This window comes from Rhizobium sp. 57MFTsu3.2, from assembly GCF_012932765.1.
In the GTDB taxonomy this organism is placed as follows: domain Bacteria; phylum Pseudomonadota; class Alphaproteobacteria; order Rhizobiales; family Rhizobiaceae; genus Rhizobium; species Rhizobium altiplani.
The window spans coordinates 65,612-81,782 of the sequence record NZ_JDWI01000006.1 but is presented as its reverse complement, the minus strand read 5'-3'; the positions used below and the strand labels follow the sequence as shown (position 1 = coordinate 81,782).

At 60.4% G+C, this 16,171-nt stretch carries 13 protein-coding genes; 8 read left to right on the top strand and 5 right to left on the bottom strand.

The genetic code is table 11. The features are described 5' to 3' along the window. Positions 1-9: 9 nt before the first annotated feature. Complete coding sequence (locus AF71_RS08945; RefSeq protein WP_113470724.1) at positions 10-879, bottom strand: 23S rRNA (adenine(2030)-N(6))-methyltransferase RlmJ; 870 nt, start codon at positions 877-879, stop codon at positions 10-12. 83 nt (positions 880-962) lie between these two features. On the opposite strand from AF71_RS08945, the gene AF71_RS08940 reads away from it, so the two are divergent. From AF71_RS08940 to AF71_RS08930, 3 genes are all read left to right on the top strand, one after another. Next, positions 963-3,101 (top strand): molybdopterin oxidoreductase family protein, encoded by a 2,139-nt coding sequence (locus AF71_RS08940; RefSeq protein ID WP_169681056.1) that lies wholly within the window; start codon positions 963-965, stop codon positions 3,099-3,101. Then, complete coding sequence (locus AF71_RS08935) at positions 3,098-3,691, top strand: NUDIX domain-containing protein (RefSeq protein ID WP_169681054.1); 594 nt, start codon at positions 3,098-3,100, stop codon at positions 3,689-3,691. The genes AF71_RS08940 and AF71_RS08935 overlap by 4 nt, the downstream gene beginning before the upstream one ends. A 99-nt stretch (positions 3,692-3,790) precedes the next feature. Beyond that, on the top strand, positions 3,791-4,954 hold the full coding sequence (locus AF71_RS08930) for an alpha-D-ribose 1-methylphosphonate 5-triphosphate diphosphatase (RefSeq protein ID WP_169681052.1): 1,164 nt from the start codon (positions 3,791-3,793) through the stop codon (positions 4,952-4,954). A gap of 106 nt (positions 4,955-5,060) precedes the next feature. Here the strand turns inward: AF71_RS08930 and purN are convergent, their stop codons facing one another. Together purN and purM are read right to left on the bottom strand one after the other, a co-directional pair. Continuing rightward, on the bottom strand, positions 5,061-5,735 hold the full coding sequence (gene purN, locus AF71_RS08925) for a phosphoribosylglycinamide formyltransferase (protein WP_169681050.1): 675 nt from the start codon (positions 5,733-5,735) through the stop codon (positions 5,061-5,063). Beyond that, complete coding sequence (gene purM / locus AF71_RS08920; RefSeq protein ID WP_169681048.1) at positions 5,732-6,805, bottom strand: phosphoribosylformylglycinamidine cyclo-ligase; 1,074 nt, start codon at positions 6,803-6,805, stop codon at positions 5,732-5,734. The genes purN and purM overlap by 4 nt, the downstream gene beginning before the upstream one ends. A 246-nt stretch (positions 6,806-7,051) precedes the next feature. On the opposite strand from purM, the gene AF71_RS08915 reads away from it, so the two are divergent. The 5 genes from AF71_RS08915 to AF71_RS08895 all read left to right on the top strand — a co-directional run bounded on the left by AF71_RS08915 (position 7,052) and on the right by AF71_RS08895 (position 13,542). Beyond that, on the top strand, positions 7,052-8,176 hold the full coding sequence (locus tag AF71_RS08915; RefSeq protein ID WP_018859177.1) for an AI-2E family transporter: 1,125 nt from the start codon (positions 7,052-7,054) through the stop codon (positions 8,174-8,176). Beyond that, the gene (gene hdaA, locus AF71_RS08910; protein WP_018859178.1) at positions 8,169-8,882 is read left to right on the top strand and encodes a DnaA regulatory inactivator HdaA; all 714 of its coding nucleotides are present in this window, start codon (positions 8,169-8,171) and stop codon (positions 8,880-8,882) included. Before AF71_RS08915 ends, hdaA begins: the two co-directional genes overlap by 8 nt. Before the next feature lie 65 nt (positions 8,883-8,947). Beyond that, positions 8,948-11,152, top strand: coding sequence for an RNA degradosome polyphosphate kinase (locus tag AF71_RS08905; protein WP_026372047.1), 2,205 nt, complete (start codon positions 8,948-8,950; stop codon positions 11,150-11,152). A gap of 12 nt (positions 11,153-11,164) precedes the next feature. Continuing rightward, complete coding sequence (gene ppx / locus AF71_RS08900) at positions 11,165-12,688, top strand: exopolyphosphatase (RefSeq protein WP_018116879.1); 1,524 nt, start codon at positions 11,165-11,167, stop codon at positions 12,686-12,688. Between the two features lie 233 nt (positions 12,689-12,921). Next, a complete protein-coding gene (locus tag AF71_RS08895) occupies positions 12,922-13,542 on the top strand; it encodes a YdeI/OmpD-associated family protein (RefSeq protein WP_018859180.1) in 621 nt (206 codons plus the stop codon). 87 nt (positions 13,543-13,629) lie between these two features. On the opposite strand, the gene AF71_RS08890 is transcribed toward AF71_RS08895, so the two are convergent. Together AF71_RS08890 and AF71_RS08885 are read right to left on the bottom strand one after the other, a co-directional pair. Next, complete coding sequence (locus AF71_RS08890; protein ID WP_113470729.1) at positions 13,630-14,988, bottom strand: esterase-like activity of phytase family protein; 1,359 nt, start codon at positions 14,986-14,988, stop codon at positions 13,630-13,632. Between the two features lie 45 nt (positions 14,989-15,033). After that, positions 15,034-16,101, bottom strand: a complete 1,068-nt coding sequence (locus tag AF71_RS08885) for an adenylate/guanylate cyclase domain-containing protein (protein WP_026372048.1) — start codon at positions 16,099-16,101, stop codon at positions 15,034-15,036. Positions 16,102-16,171: the final 70 nt, after the last annotated feature.

Below are 16,171 nucleotides of genomic sequence, written 5' to 3'. Positions count from 1 at the left end.
TAGAGTCGGTCAATCGTCCTTTGCCGCCTTGGTTTCGCCGCGCAGCCAAAACGCTCGATGCGACGCGTAGCGATCCTGTGCAAGATGGTCCTTGAGCGCGGGTAGAAGCGCATGCAACTCGTCCTTCAGCGTGAAGGGCGGATTGACGATGATCAGGCCGGAGCCGGTCAATCCGTTGATCCCCCGGTCGCTGCGGACGATGAGCTCGGCGCAGAGAATCTTCGGAATGTCGAGGGCCTGCAGCGCCTCGTGGAATTCCTTGATCGGCGCCCCCTTCTTCAGCGGATACCACAGGCAATAGGTGCCGCCGGGGAAGCGGCGATAGGCTTTCGCCAAACCATCCACAAGGCGTTCGTATTCGCCATCTTCCTCGAACGGCGGATCGACCAGGACGATGCCGCGTTTCTCCTTCGGCGGCAGGTGTGCGCCGAGCGAGAGCCAGCCGTTGAGCTCGGTGATCCGCACCTGATGATCGCCCTCGAAAAGCCGATGCAGCCGGGCAAAGTCCTCCGGATGCAATTCCATCGCGGAGAGCCGGTCCTGCGGTCGAAACAGCATGCGGGCGAGCTTTGGAGAGCCGGGATAAAGGCGGATGCCGCCCTCCGCGTTTAGCTCACGCACGGCGGATAGATAGGGCTCCAGCAACTCGGCGACCTGTGGAGCAAGCTCTGTGTCCAGGAGCTTGCCGATGCCCTCGCTCCATTCACCGGTCTTTTGAGCCTCCTCGGAGGAGAGGTCGTAAAGCCCGATGCCGGCATGCGTGTCGAGCACGCGAAAGGCCGCATCCTTCTTCTGCATGTAGCGGATCAGTCGCGCCAGGACGGCGTGCTTGAGCACATCGGCAAAATTGCCCGCGTGGTAGATATGGCGGTAGTTCATTTTCGCTGATGCCCGTGATGAATTCACCTGATCGACGACATTTGTGGCTTTTGGCCGGTTTCCGGTTCGAATATAGAAAAGCCATGAACATTGCGACCCCCATTCACGCCAAATCCGCCAAGTCGAATGTTAGGCTCGGTCACACCGCCTGTCCGCACGACTGTCCCTCCACTTGCGCGCTGGAGGTGGAGATCGGCGACGATGGCCGCATGGGCCGTGTGCGCGGAGCAAACAATCACAGCTACACCTCGGGAGTGATCTGCGCGAAGGTCGCGCGCTACGCCGAGCGCCTCTATCATCCGGACCGGCTGATGCACCCGCTGCGCCGAACAGGCGCCAAGGGGGCAGGGCAGTGGCAGCAGATTTCCTGGGACGATGCGCTGGATGAAATCGCCGAAGCCTTCGTCAAGGCGGAAGCCAGGGACGGCAGCGAAGCGATCTGGCCCTATTTCTACGCCGGAACGATGGGCTGGGTTCAGCGCGACTCGATCGAGCGCCTGCGCCACGCCAAGCGCTATTCCGGCTTCTTCTCGTCGATCTGCACCAACCCGGCCTGGACCGGTTTCACCATGGCGACGGGAACGCTGCGCGGACCCGACCCGCGTGAGATGGGCGGCACCGATTGCGTCGTGATCTGGGGCACGAATGCGGTGTCCACCCAGGTCAACGTGATGACCCACGCGATCAAGTCCCGCAAGGAGCGCGGCGCCAAGATCGTCGTGGTCGACATCTACGACAATCCGACGATGAAGCAGGCCGACATGGCGCTGATCGTCAAGCCGGGTACGGATGCCGCGCTGGCATGCGCCGTCATGCACATCGCCTTCCGCGACGGCTATGCCGATCGCGAGTACATGGCAAAGTATGCCGACGATCCTGCCGGCCTTGAAGCGCATCTGAGGACGAAGACGCCCGAGTGGGCCGCCGCCATCACCGGCCTTTCCGTTGATGAGATCGAAGCCTTCGCGCGCCTCGTCGGCATAACGAAGAAGACCTATTTCCGCCTCGGCTACGGCTTTACCCGCCAGCGCAATGGCGCGGTTGCCATGCATGCGGCGGCCTCGATCGCGACGGTGCTCGGCTCCTGGCAATACGAAGGCGGCGGTGCCTTCCATTCCAACAGCGATATCTTCCGCATGAACAATGCGGAACTGACCGGCAAGGCGATGAAGGATGCGGATATCCGCATGATCGACCAGTCGCAGATCGGCCGCGCGTTGACTGGCGATGCCGTGGCGCTCCGCCATCGCGGCCCGGTGACGGCAATGCTGATCCAGAACACCAATCCGGTGAACATCGCCCCCGAACAACGGCTGGTGAAACGCGGCTTCGCTCGCGAGGACCTCTTCGTCGCGGTGCACGAGCAGTTCATGACGGAGACGGCCGAGATGGCCGACATCGTCATTCCAGCAACGATGTTCGTCGAGCATGACGATATCTATCGCGCCGGGGGCCAGAACCACATTTTGCTCGGCCCTAAGCTGGTTGAGCCGCCGGAGACCGTCCGGACGAACCTGTTCGTGATCGAAGAACTGGCAAAGCGTCTCGGTGTCGCCGATCGCCCCGGTTTCGGTTTCACGGCCCGCGAAATGATCGATCGGCTTCTCGAAGCCAGCAACCTGCCGGGATACGACCATTTCCTCGAACACAAATGGTTCGACCGTCAGCCGGATTTCGAGGATGCGCATTTCCTCAAGGGCTTCGCGCATCCTGACGGCAAGTTCCATTTCCGCCCGGACTGGGTCGACGGCCCTGCGCCGAACAAGCCGCCGGCCGCTGTCGGTGCTCTCGGACCATACAAGCAGCTGCCGGCGTTTCCGGATCAGGTCGATGTTATCGAGCTTGCCGATAGCGAGCATCCGTTCCGCTTGGCAACGTCGCCGGCGCGCAACTTCCTGAATTCCAGCTTCTCCGAGACGAAGACCTCGCGCCAGAAGGAAGGGCGGCCGGAACTGATGATGAACCCCGCCGATGCGACGGCAGGCGGCATCGAGCATGGCGACCTCGTGCGGATCGGAAACAACCGTGGCGACCTTCGGATCCATGTGCGCGTCACCGAGGAGGTCAAGCCGGGCGTGTTGATTGCCGAAGGCCTCTGGCCGAACAAGGCGCATATCGACGGTGAAGGGATCAACGTGCTGACCGGCGCCGATCCGGTCGCGCCCTATGGCGGCGCGGCGGTCCACGACAACAAGGTCTGGCTCCGCAGGGATGTTGCATGACGAAATTTGACAAGGCAAAAGCCGAGATCGTTAATGAAAAGACGCTCTCGAACGGCTGGACGCGCCTGAGCGACTTCCAGATCGACTATACGGATTCCGACGGCGAGACGCATCGGTTGCAGCGCGAGGTCTACCATCGCACGCCGGCGGCGACGATCCTGCTATACGATCCGAAGCGAGACACCGTTGTCCTCGTGCGGCAGTTCCGGCTGCCGGTCTTCCTGCATGGTGAGCCGGCCTGGGTCATCGAAGCCCCGGCAGGGCTGTTGGATGGTGATGCCCCGGAAGTGGCGATCCGCCGCGAAGCTGAAGAAGAAACCGGCTTTCGCGTCCGCGATGTGCGCTTCCTTTTCAAGGCCTACAGTTCGCCGGGCTCGAGCATGGAACTGCTGCATTTCTTCGCCGCGACGTTCGACACCACCGATCGGGTATCGGATGGCGGCGGCCTTGCTCACGAGCACGAAGATATCGAAGTTCTGGAAGTGCAGCTCGACAAGGCGATGGCGATGATCGAGCGTGGGGAAATTGTTGATCTGAAGACGATTGCGTTGCTGCAATGGGCCACATTGAACCGCGGGTCGCTGCGATAGCCGCAGGTTCAATCATGCGCGGTTCGTCGTTCACACCGATGTCATGAATCAGCGCTATGCGCTCCGCCTTGTCATAAATACGCGCTTGGAGAAAAACCGATGTGGCTCAGCAATTTTACTCTCGTCCTTCCAGATGAGATCGTGAGCCGCGGCTCGGTGCGCGTCGAGGACGGCGTAATCGCTGAAATCAGGCCGGAACCGGTCGCCAACACCGCAATCGATGGTGGTGGGCGCTTGCTGATGCCGGGCTTCGTGGACCTTCACGGCGACATGGTGGAGCGCGAGATCGCGCCGCGCCCGAATGCGCCGATGCCGATCGATTTCAGCATCCATGAACTGGATAAGAAGCTGGCCGCTGCAGGCGTCACGACGGCGTTTGCCGCCGTCTCCTTCGCAACGGAAAGCGTCTACGGCCATGTCCGCTCGCTTGAGACCACCTCGGCCGTCATCGAGGGTATCAACCGACTCCAGGATGATTTGCTTATCGATCACCGCGTCCATGCGCGCTATGAGATCACCAACCTCGGTGCCGCGCCGGCGCTCGAGAAGCTGCTTGAAGCCGGCCACGTCGACATGGTCTCGCTGACCGACCATACACCGGGGCAGGGGCAGTATAACAACATCCAGAGCTACATCCTGAGCATTGCCGAGCGCCGGGCCATTTCCGAGGAGATGGCCGCCGAGATGGTCGCCAAGCGCATCGAGATGCGCAACAATCCGGAGATCGAGATCAAGCTGAAACAGGTCGTCGATCTCGCCCTGAAACACAAGCTGTCGCTCGCCTCCCACGATGACGATAGCGCCGAGAAAGTCGCGCAAATGCACGATCTCGGTGTCACGATCAGCGAATTTCCGGTGACGCTTCCGGCGGCGGAAGAAGCGCGGCATCGCGGTCTCTGGACGCTGATGGGGGCTCCGAACGCCCTGCGCGGCCAGTCCATGTCCGGCAATCTCAGTGCGATCGATGCAGCAGCCGCTGGCCTGCTGACCGTCATCGCTGCCGATTATCATCCCGCGGCCTTCGTGCCCGGCATCTTCAAGATTGCCGACCGCACGAGCCTGCCTTACGCCGTTGCCATGGCGACCCGTAATGCGGCGCGTTCCGCAGGTCTTCTGGATCGCGGCGAGATCGCCGTTGGGCAGCAGGCGGATCTCGTGGTTGTTGAAGCCGGCGACGTGCACCGCATCCGCGCGACGTTCCGCAAAGGCCGTTTCGTTTACAGCGACGGCACCCTGCACCAGCCTCGGGCGCTTGCCGCCTGAGGCCAAGAGCATGTCTCCGAAAGTGGGAACCGCTTTCAGGACAAACACATGCGTGAAAGCAAAAAACTAAGGTAGGGCAAGCGAAACCAAAAGATCGCGCCGTGCTTTAGGCCCCTTCGCCGATCAGCGAGATAACGCTGCTACGTTCCGCCGGCGCTGCCGCAGCGCCGGTGCTGACGGCCTTGCCGCCCTCCATCTTCACCTTGCCGTGGGCAAGGAGCCGCAGCGCTTGCGGGTAGAGTTGATGCTCCACGGTGAGCACACGGGCGGCCAAGCTTTCTGCACTGTCGTTGGAGAGGATCGGAACGGCGGCCTGGCCGATAACCGGGCCCTCGTCCATGCCTTCGGTCACGAAGTGCACGGTGCAGCCGGCGATCCGCATGCCGGCGTCGATCGCTCGCTGGTGGGTATGCAGACCCGTGAACAGCGGCAGCAGGGAAGGGTGGATATTTATCATCCGGCCCTCGTAGCGCTGGATGAAGGTGCCGCTCAGAAGCCGCATATATCCCGCAAGGCAGAGGATGTCAGGCGATAGCTCATCGAGCGCGGCAAAGATCGCTCCTTCGTGCGCTTCCTTGCTGGCATAATCCTTGCGAACGAAGGCAAAGCTCGGAATGCCCTCGGCTGCCGCCTTGGCAAGCCCTCCGGCATCGGCCCTGTCGGAGATCACCCCGACGATTTCCGCCGGATAGTCGGCAGCCTTGGCAGCGGTGACCAGCGCCATCATGTTGGAACCGCCGCCGGAGATGAAGACGACGGCGCGTTTGCGTGACGTCGTCATATGGCGAGCGTACCCTTGTAGAGCGTGCCGGCCGCGCCCTCGGCGCGGGCAATCATCCGGCCGAGCGTTACGACCGTCTCGCCTTCAGCTTCAAGAGCGGCAGTGACGGTTGCGACGTTCTCAGCCGAAACGACTGCGATCATGCCGACGCCGCAGTTGAAGGTGCGCAGCATTTCATTGGCTTCAACGCCGCCGGTCTTCGACAGCCAGGAGAAGACGGCCGGAACTTTCACGGACGTAAGGTCGATCTCGGCTGCAAGGTGCTTCGGCAGGACGCGCGGAATATTCTCCGGGAAGCCGCCGCCGGTGATGTGCGCCAGTGCCTTGATGGCCTTGGTTTCGCGGATCGCCTTCAGCAGCGGCTTTACATAGATGCGGGTCGGCGTCAGCAGCGCTTCGCCGAGGCTCTTGTCTTCCGCGAACGGAGCCGGGGCATCCCAGGCGAGGCCCGAAATCCCGACGATCTTGCGCACCAGCGAAAAGCCGTTGGAGTGAACGCCTGAGGAGGCAAGGCCGAGGATCACATCGCCTTCGGCGATGTCGCCTGACGGCAGCAGCTGGCCACGCTCGGCAGCGCCGACGGCAAAGCCTGCAAGGTCGTAGTCGCCGGAGGAGTACATGCCCGGCATTTCGGCAGTCTCGCCGCCGATCAACGCGCAACCCGCGTCGCGGCAGCCGGCAGCAATGCCCTCGACGATCGCCGCACCCTGGTCGGGATCGAGCTTGCCTGTCGCAAAGTAGTCGAGGAAGAACAGCGGCTCTGCGCCCTGGACCACAAGATCGTTGACGCACATGGCGACAAGATCGATGCCGACGGTATCATGATAATCGGCGTCGATGGCGATCTTCAGCTTGGTGCCGACGCCGTCATTGGCGGCAACGAGAACCGGATCCGTGAAGCCGGCAGCCTTGAGGTCGAACAAACCGCCGAAGCCGCCGATCTCGCCGTCCGCGCCCGGACGGCGCGTCGAGCGCACAGCCGGCTTGATCTTCTCCACCAGAAGGTTTCCGGCATCGATGTCGACGCCTGCGTCGCTATAGGTCAGGCCGTTTTTTCCAGACTGGCTCATACTGCTCTCCGATGGCTGCGCGGGGGCGGGAAATGTCACCGCCTCAATATTTGGGTCGCCATTGCATGACACGGGCCTACATGCAAGGGATTGCATGGAAAAAGCCCCAATTTCCCGCTCTTTTGACGCAGGCCCTCTGGATTTTTAGCGCCGGGGTTGACCATTCTCTCGGCCACATCCTATGTGCTCGAAAGGTTGCATCTGTATGGTGCGAAAGATCGAGACAGTCGATCAGCGGGGAATGTGATGCCACAGCAGGTTAGCGGGGCAGGTCTGAAGCGCCAGGTGATCTTCTGGCTGATCGTTCTTGCCTTCTTCATCGGCTTCCTTTTCATCTTCAGCTCGATCTTGTTGCCGTTCCTGGCCGGGATGGCACTGGCCTATTTCCTCGATCCGGTCGCGGACCGGTTGGAACGCCTTGGGCTGAGCCGCCTCATGTCGACGATCGTCATACTGATCGCCTTCATCATCATGATCGTGCTGGCCCTGATGATTTTGATACCGGTCTTGGCGAGCCAGTTCAGCGACTTTGCCGGTCGCCTGCCGGGCTACATCGAGCAGTTGCAGACATTTATCACGAACTCGCAGAACTCCCTCATGCCGGATTGGGTGAGGAACCAGCTCGGGACGATCAAGAACAACTTCTCCGAAATCCTGTCGCAGGGATTTGGATTGCTCACCGGTCTCTTCGGCCAGGTCTGGAGTTCCGGCCTTGCCGTCGTCAACGTGATCTCGCTGATGATCGTTACGCCCGTCGTGGCCTTCTACATGCTGCTTGATTGGGACCGCATGATCGCCAAGGTCGATCAGTACATTCCCCGCGACTACGTGGCGAACGTCCACCAGATCATGCGTGAAATCGATCAGGCGATCGCCGGGTTCATCCGCGGGCAGGGCTCGCTCTGCCTGATCCTGGGCGTCTGGTATGCGGTTGGCCTGTCGTTGGTCGGTTTGAACTTCGGCCTGTTGATCGGCCTGTTTGCGGGCATGATCAGCTTCATTCCCTATGTGGGGTCCTTGGTGGGGCTTGTTCTTGCCGTCGGCGTTGCCATCGTTCAGTTCTGGCCGGACTACATCTGGGTCGGCGCGGTGCTCGCGGTCTTCTTCAGTGGCCAATTCATGGAAGGCAACATCCTGCAGCCGAAGCTGGTAGGCCACAGTGTCGGGCTGCATCCGGTGTGGCTGATGTTCGCCCTGTTTGCCTTTGGTGCGTTGTTCGGCTTTGTCGGTCTGCTGGTTGCCGTCCCGGCGGCAGCGGCCGTTGGCGTGCTTGTCCGCTTTGCCCTTTCGCGCTACCTTCAGAGCGATCTTTATGCCGGCCACTCGAAAGAGGGCCAGGTCGGCAAGACAAAAGCTGATCCCAATGACTGATGTGAAAAACGCTGGTCCAAGGCGCACCGCCGTCGAGCAGCTTCCCTTGGCTTTTTCGCACGATGCTGCGACCGGGCGCGATGATCTCTTGATCTCGGAACGGCTTGCCGCTGCAGTCTCCATCGTTGATGCCTGGCCGAATTGGCCTTCTCCCGTGGTGATCCTCGCCGGTCCGGTGGGCTCGGGAAAATCGCATCTCGCGAATATCTGGAAGGACCATAGCGGCGCCGTAGAGATCCATCCGAAGGCCGGCGCCAACGCGGCTATTGATGCGGCGAACGGTCCCGTGCTTTTCGAGGATGTCGATCGGGTAGGGTTCGATGACAACGAACTCTTCCATGTCATCAACAGCGTGCGGGAGAACGGCCACAGCCTTCTGATGACAAGCCGCCTCTGGCCCATGTCGTGGCCGGTGGAGCTGCCGGATTTGCGCTCGCGCCTCAAGGCCGCGACCGTCGTCGAGATTGGCGAGCCGGACGAGGAACTGCTGTCGCAGGTCATGGTAAAGTTGTTTGCAGACCGCCAGCTTTATATTGATGACAAACTGGTCCTCTATATCGTTGTCAGGATGGAACGATCGCTGAATACGGCTCAGACGATCGTCGACAGGCTGGACCGGCTCGCCCTCTCTCGCGGCACAAAGATTACCCGAGCTCTGGCCGCTGAAGTGTTGAATGAATTGGGTAATTCGGAACCGTCGGATTGACTGTCACAGTTCCGTCGTGAAACTGATATAATTCGCTTGGCCGAATGAAACGGGACAATCAGACCATGGACAGCGCAGTCACGGAGCATCACGAACCCACTCCGGAAACCGATGAGACTGCGCCTTCGCTAGAAGAACTGCTGGCTAGCCCCGAGCGCTTCATCAACCGCGAGTTCTCATGGTTGCAGTTCAATCGCCGTGTTCTCGAGGAAACGCTGAACACTGAGCATCCCCTGCTCGAGCGGGTCCGCTTCCTGTCGATCTCGGCCGCAAACCTCGACGAATTCTTCATGGTGCGCGTTGCCGGTCTGGAAGGGCAGGTACGTCAGAATATTATGATGCGCTCGCCGGACGGCAAGACGCCGGCCGAACAGCTCGATGCTATCCTCCAGGAGATCGACAATCTGCAGATGGAGCAGCAGGCATCGCTTGCCGTGCTCCAGCAGTACCTCGCCAAGGAAGACATCCTGATCGTGCGTCCGGGAGCTCTCAGCGAATCCGATCGCGCGTGGCTCGCGACAGAATTCGAGCAGGCGATCTTCCCGGTGTTGACGCCGCTGTCCATCGACCCGGCGCATCCGTTCCCCTTCATCCCGAACCTCGGCTTCTCGATCGGCCTGCAGCTTGTCAGCAAGAGCGGCCGCGAACCGATGACAGCGCTGCTGCGCCTGCCTCCGGCTCTCGACCGCTTCGTTCGCCTGCCGGATGATCGCAATACGATCCGCTACGTCACGCTTGAGGACGTGACGAACGTCTTCATTCACCGGCTCTATCCTGGCTACGAAGTGCAGGGCTCGGGTACGTTCCGGATCATCCGCGACAGCGATATCGAAGTCGAGGAAGAGGCCGAAGACCTCGTGCGCTTCTTCGAAACCGCGCTGAAGCGCCGCCGCCGTGGATCGGTGATCCGCATCGAGACCGATTCCGAAATGCCGGCGTCGTTGCGCCAGTTCGTCGTGCAGGCGCTGAACGTTCCCGACAATCGCGTCGCGGTTTTGCCGGGCCTCCTTGCGTTGAACACTCTCTCCGAGATCACCAAGGCACCGCGCGACGACCTTCGATTTCCCCCCTACAATGCGCGATTTCCCGAACGCGTCCGCGAGCACGCCGGCGACTGCTTCGCTGCCATCCGTGAAAAGGACATGGTGGTTCACCATCCCTACGAGTCTTTCGACGTGGTGGTCCAGTTCCTGCTCCAGGCTGCGCGCGATCCTGACGTCCTGGCGATAAAGCAGACGCTCTACCGCACGTCGAACGACAGCCCGATTGTGCGTGCGCTGATCGACGCGGCCGAATCCGGGAAGTCTGTCACCGCTCTGGTGGAGCTGAAGGCACGGTTCGACGAAGAGGCAAATATTCGCTGGGCCCGCGATCTGGAGCGCGCCGGCGTACAGGTCGTTTTCGGTTTCATCGAGCTCAAGACCCACGCCAAGATGTCGCTGATCGTCCGGCGGGAAGAGGGCAAGCTGCGCAGCTACTGCCATCTCGGCACCGGTAACTATCATCCGGTCACCGCGAAGATCTATACCGACCTGTCGTTCTTCACGTGCAATCCGGTGGTCGCCCACGACATGGCGAACATCTTCAACTTCATTACCGGCTATGGCGAACCGGAAGAAAGCATGAAGCTTGCGGTCTCGCCTTACACGCTACGCACCCGAATCCTTCGTCACATCGACGAGGAGATCAAACACGCCAAGGGTGGTGCGCCGGCGGCGATCTGGATGAAGATGAATTCGCTTGTCGACCCGGAGATCATCGACGCGCTCTACACGGCAAGCCGCGCCGGCGTTGAGATCGATCTCGTGATCCGCGGCATCTGCTGCCTGCGTCCACAAGTTGCCGGTCTCTCTGAAAATATCCGCGTGAAATCGATCGTAGGCCGTTTCCTGGAGCATAGCCGCATCTTCTGCTTCGGCAATGGTCACGGGCTGCCGTCGGACAAGGCGCTGGTCTATATCGGCTCGGCCGACATGATGCCGCGTAACCTCGATCGCCGGGTCGAAACGCTGGTACCCTTGAAGAATCCGACGGTTCACGAGCAGGTCCTGTCACAGATTATGCTCGGCAATATCATTGACAACCAGCAAAGCTACGAGATATTGCCCGACGGAACGTCAAGGCGCATGGAAGTGCGCAAGGGCGAAGAGCCGTTCAATGCGCAGCAGTATTTCATGACCAACCCCAGCCTGTCCGGCCGTGGCGAAGCCTTGAAATCCAGTGCACCCAAGCTGATCGCCGGTCTGCTTTCTGGCCGAAACAACAAGTAATATTGGACCTGCATGGTTGAATCAGAAGCCCAGGGGCGCCTTCCCGGTATTGCCCCGGTCTCCGTCGTCGACATCGGGTCGAACTCGATCCGTGTGGTCATCTATGAAGGCATGTCCCGATCGCCGACGATCCTTTTCAACGAAAAGGTGTTGTGCGGCCTCGGACGGGGCATCGCGCTGACCGGAAAGATGGACGAGGCAAGCGTCGAGCGCGCTCTGGCGGCTTTGCACCGGTTCAAGGCTTTGTCCGATCAGGCGCGCGCTGCCACCATGTACGTTCTCGCGACCGCGGCTGCCCGCGAAGCATCGAACGGCCCCGACTTCATCCATCAGGCCGAGACCATTCTTCAGCGCAAGGTCCGCGTTCTCTCCGGCGAGGAAGAGGCGAAATTCTCCGCCCTCGGCATTGTCAGCGGCTTCTATGCGCCAGACGGTATTGCCGGTGACCTCGGCGGCGGTTCGTTGGAATTGATTGACATCAAGGGCAAGGAAGTCGGCAAGGGGGTTACCTTGCCGCTCGGTGGGCTTCGTCTGTCCGAATATGCCGGCGGCTCGATGGAGAAGGCCAGGACGTTTGCTCGCAAGCATGTGAAAACAAGTTCGAAGCTGCTGGCGAAGGGGGCTGGGCGCACTTTCTATGCCGTTGGCGGTACCTGGCGAAACATCGCGAAGCTGCACATGGAAATGACGGAATATCCGCTGCACATGATGCAGGGTTATGAGGTTCCGTTCGATGCGATGATGCAATTCCTCGATCAGGTGGAGATTGCCAAGGACTCGAAGGATCCTGCGTGGATGGCCGTTTCGAAGCATCGCCGTGCGCTGCTTCCCTTCGGCGCGGTTGCCATGAAGGAAGTCCTGAGCGCGATGAAACCCTCTGTCATCTCGTTCTCGGGGCAGGGCGTGCGTGAAGGCTACCTCTATTCATTGCTCTCCGAGAGCGAGCGCCGCAGCGATCCACTGCTGGCGGCCGCTGGCGAACTCGCCATTCTGCGCGCCCGTTCGCCGGAACACGCCAGGGAGCTGGCGGACTGGACAGGCCGCATGATGCCCTATTTCGGCATCACGGAGACGGAAGAGGAGGCGCGCTATCGCCAGGCTGCGTGTCTGCTTGCCGACATCAGCTGGCGCGCGCATCCCGATTACCGCGGCCTGCAGGCGCTGAACATTATCGCTCACTCATCCTTTGTCGGCATCAGCCATCCTGGCCGCGCCTTCATTGCGCTGACGAACTACTACAGGTTCGAAGGGCCTTATGACGATGGCGCCACGGGGCCTCTTGGTACGATCGCAACGCCGCGATTTATCGAGCGCGCCAAGCTCCTCGGCGGCCTGCTGCGTGTCGTCTATCTCTTTTCGGCATCGATGCCCGGCGTCGTGCGCAATCTCACCTTCCAGAAATCGTCCAAACCCGATCTCGACCTGGAGTTCGTAGTGCCGGCGGAATATCACGACTTTGCAGGTGAGCGTCTCGATGGCCGGCTGCAGCAGCTTGCCAAGCTGGCGGACAAGCGTCTGGCTTTCCGCTTCGAATAGCACTCGGCGCGGAACTGACGTTCCGCGAAAGCCGACCAACGGATGGCCCATCGACGTCCGGTGATCCGAAGGCTGGCGCTGCGGATAGCGGGAGACCGCATGCCCCGATGCCTGGCCCGCCAATATTGCCGATGCATGCAGCGTAGCGCAGTCCGGCGGCTATCGGCGAGGTTGACGTATCTGTTTGACATGCTTCAACTGGCCAATGACACAAACGAAATGCGGGCAGAGACATGATCACAGATATCGAGGACTTCTTCACGAAGGGATGCGGACGCTGCGAGCGCTTTGCGACTCCGGACTGTTCGACGCGGCAATGGATCGACGGCCTGAACGACCTTCGCCGAATTTGCCTCGAGGCCGGGCTCGTCGAGACGGTGAAATGGGCGCATCCCTGCTACATGCACGAAGGCCGCAATATCGTGATTCTCGGTGCCTTTCGCAGCGACTTTCGCGCCACGTTCTTCAACGCAGCGCTCATGAAGGATTCCGAAGGCGTTCTCGAGAAGCAGGGGCCGAATACCCGGCATCCCGACATGATCCGCTTTGTGGACAACGCCCTAGTGGCAAAGATGGAACCTGTCATCCTGTCCTACCTTAAGGAGGCGATGGGATATGCAGAGGCAGGCATTAAACCGCCAAAGGAAGAAAGCGAACTCGAATTGCCTGACGAGTTGGTCGAGGCATTGGACTCCGACCCTGAACTTGCAGAAGCCTTTCACGAATTGACGCCCGGGCGACAGAAGAGTTACGTGATCAATCTCAACGGGGCGAAGACGTCCGTTACGCGCACGTCACGCATTGTGAAGTTTCGCGATCACATTATTGCCGGAAAGGGCGCGACCGAGCGCTGAGCCGAACTTTCGAACGTCCGTAGATCGAGCATTCCAGTCAAAGAAGCCCCGCTCTTCCGAGCGGGGCTTCTTGGCGAAGCCCGAGACTTACTTCGCGTTCAGAAGTTCGCCGACTTCAAGCAGGCTGAACTCGTTGTTGTCGGCCTTATCGACGGCGCGGCCGGCCGAGAAGGGCAGGTTGTTGTCGTTGCCGACGATTATGTGCGTGGCATCGACGCGATCGACGTTCTCAATCGTCACGAACGGCATGTCGTAGACGCCATCCTTGCTGCCAGCTTTCTTCTTGTTGTCGGGGTCCTTGATGTTCAGGAGGTCGATGTAGCCGATCTTGCGAACAGCCTTGCCGACGTTGGCGTCGTTGAATTCGATCTTGTAGATGCGCTTGAGTTCGGCTGGGGCTTCAAAGCAATCCGGCTTCGGCTGCTTGGAATCGGCGCAGGCTTTGTCCTTGGTGCCGGCGCCGTTGTCGCGCTCGATCACGAGTGCGGTCGAGCCATCGAGCATGTTGAAGTCGCCGATCGAAACGCCCTTGTCTTCGAAGGGGTAGAACCACGTACGACCGGTCCAGCTTTTGGAAGCAGTGTCAAATTCGATGACGCGGATGGCGGTGTGGCCGTCAACCGATTCCATCTTGCCGTCGTCCTGATAAAGCGCGCCTTCCAGCAGGCCATAGAGCTTGCTGCCGTCCTTGGACATAGCAAGACCTTCAAAGCCGCCCGAGCGCTTCAGGTTGAAGATCGGCGTCTTCGCGGTCGGGTTTGCCTGGATGGAAAGCACCGGATTGTCGGGCGACATGACCGGCTTACCATCGACCGTGGTCGCAGTAACGTCGGTCAGGCGGCCTTCGGTGTCGAACTTGAGAAGGTACGGTCCGAATTCTTCGCCGATCCAGAAGCCGTCTGCGACGGGCTGCACGGATTCGATGTCGAAGTCCGCACCCGTAAGATAGCGGTTTTCGGCGCCTTCGAGCACGATCGGGAAGGGTGCCTTCTTGTCCGGATCGGAGAGGAAGAGGTTCTTGACGACATCGACCTTGCCGGCCTGCCAGTCGAACTTGACCTGATGCAGGGAGAGCATCGCGTCGCTGGAGTTGGCCTTGGCGCCGAAGCCGTTATCCGAGAGCGTCCAGAACGTGCCGTCCGGCATGCTCTTGATGCCGGAGAAGCCCTGGATCGGCTGCCCATCGAAGGGCAGTTTCAGATCGGTGACGCGTGCGCCGTCCTTGCCGGGAACGCTGTTGAGCGCTTCGGTGCGCTTGCGGTCAGCAGTGGTGAATTTGCCGGAATGCTTGAGGAACTCTGGCGCATCGGCGGGAGCCGCCACGAGCGTGTTGGCGGGTAGGATGGCCTGGCTTGCAAGCTTTGCCGGAAATTCCTGCTGGTCAGCGGCGGCTGAACCGGCGATCAAAAAAAGAAATGAAACAGAAGCAAGAAGAGTATTTTTCATCGAAACCCCCAGGGATTGGAATGCGGGTCTCGAATAGCAAGGCTTTCATGTCGGTGCGTTGACGCTTGCATGAAGCTTTGGTGACGTCTTGTGGTTGTCCGCTTTGGCGAGCGCGATGACACCGAGGCTCTGGCCCCGGCCCTTGACGGCGTGGCTTCCAAGGTCCTCGACCGAGACGGTCTCCGGCATCTTGATCCGCTGGGCAAGGTCGCTCGAGATCAGGACTGATCGGTTCAGCGTCTTGGAGAGCGATTCAAGTCGGGAGGCGGTGTTTACGGTGTCGCCGAAATAGGTGATCTTATGGTGGTCGACCCCGATTTCGGCGGTGATCACCGTACCGCCGTGGAGAGCGGCGCGCAGGCGAGGGACTTGGCCGTATGTCTTCAGCCAGTTCTCGGCATCCGCCTCTATCGATCCGATGATGTCGAAGATGCAGTTCACGCATCGCGCGAACTTGATCCCGCGCTCCAATGGCCAGCTGATGATGGCGGCGTCGCCCACGTAGTCGTCGATGGTGCCCCTGTACTTTCTCACCGGCTCCGCAAAGGTGGCAAACAGCGAGCTCAGCATCTGTTGCGCGCGGAGATCGCCATGCTTCTCGGCGAAGGACGTCGAATCCACCAGGTCGATGAACAGGAAAACCCGCTCCTCACTGATTGGCTTCCTGTAGCGGCTGAAAAGCATGCTCGTGAAGATGTCTCGGCCCAGCAATTCGCGGATGCGCAGCACGAAGATGATAAGCGCACACACCGCAAGTGCATAGAGGAAGGCATCGAAAGGCAGGACAACGGCATTGACCCAAGATGCCGGACTAAAGACGCCGAGCCACCACATGGATAGGCCGGCGATCGCGAACCCGATGCTCATCAGGATTTCGTAGGCGAAGATCTTGGCGAGGAAGAACGTTACCGTCGGCAACGCCTGCATGCGCCGGTAAAGACCACGCAGGATCACCTTGCGCTCAAAGGCCATGATCGGCATGCCGATGAACAGCGCAAAGGTTGCGCCCACGAAGGGATGGCCGCCATAGAAGCGCATGTCGTAGAGAACGCCGCTCGCAGCGATAACAAGCGCGATCAACAACCAGTTCTGAACTGGAGATATTTCCCTCATGTCGTCCTTTTCGCGGTCGCTTCGCCGGCGGTGCTCAAGCCATATAGGAACACTACTGCGCTTCCGAAAG

Bases quoted from the DNA above. Each gene is read 5' to 3' on its own strand.
- AF71_RS08905 (WP_026372047.1), top strand. From the start codon at position 8,948: ATGGACAGCGCAGTCACGGAGCATCACGAACCCACTCCGGAAACCGAT.
- AF71_RS08895 (WP_018859180.1), top strand. From the start codon at position 12,922: ATGATCACAGATATCGAGGACTTCTTCACGAAGGGATGCGGACGCTGC.
- ppx (WP_018116879.1), top strand. From the start codon at position 11,165: ATGGTTGAATCAGAAGCCCAGGGGCGCCTTCCCGGTATTGCCCCGGTC.
- AF71_RS08935 (WP_169681054.1), top strand. From the start codon at position 3,098: ATGACGAAATTTGACAAGGCAAAAGCCGAGATCGTTAATGAAAAGACG.
- purN (WP_169681050.1), bottom strand. From the start codon at position 5,735: ATGACGACGTCACGCAAACGCGCCGTCGTCTTCATCTCCGGCGGCGGT.
- purM (WP_169681048.1), bottom strand. From the start codon at position 6,805: ATGAGCCAGTCTGGAAAAAACGGCCTGACCTATAGCGACGCAGGCGTC.
- AF71_RS08940 (WP_169681056.1), top strand. From the start codon at position 963: ATGAACATTGCGACCCCCATTCACGCCAAATCCGCCAAGTCGAATGTT.
- AF71_RS08945 (WP_113470724.1), bottom strand. From the start codon at position 879: ATGAACTACCGCCATATCTACCACGCGGGCAATTTTGCCGATGTGCTC.
- AF71_RS08930 (WP_169681052.1), top strand. From the start codon at position 3,791: ATGTGGCTCAGCAATTTTACTCTCGTCCTTCCAGATGAGATCGTGAGC.
- AF71_RS08885 (WP_026372048.1), bottom strand. From the start codon at position 16,101: ATGAGGGAAATATCTCCAGTTCAGAACTGGTTGTTGATCGCGCTTGTT.
- AF71_RS08915 (WP_018859177.1), top strand. From the start codon at position 7,052: ATGCCACAGCAGGTTAGCGGGGCAGGTCTGAAGCGCCAGGTGATCTTC.
- AF71_RS08890 (WP_113470729.1), bottom strand. From the start codon at position 14,988: ATGAAAAATACTCTTCTTGCTTCTGTTTCATTTCTTTTTTTGATCGCC.
- hdaA (WP_018859178.1), top strand. From the start codon at position 8,169: ATGACTGATGTGAAAAACGCTGGTCCAAGGCGCACCGCCGTCGAGCAG.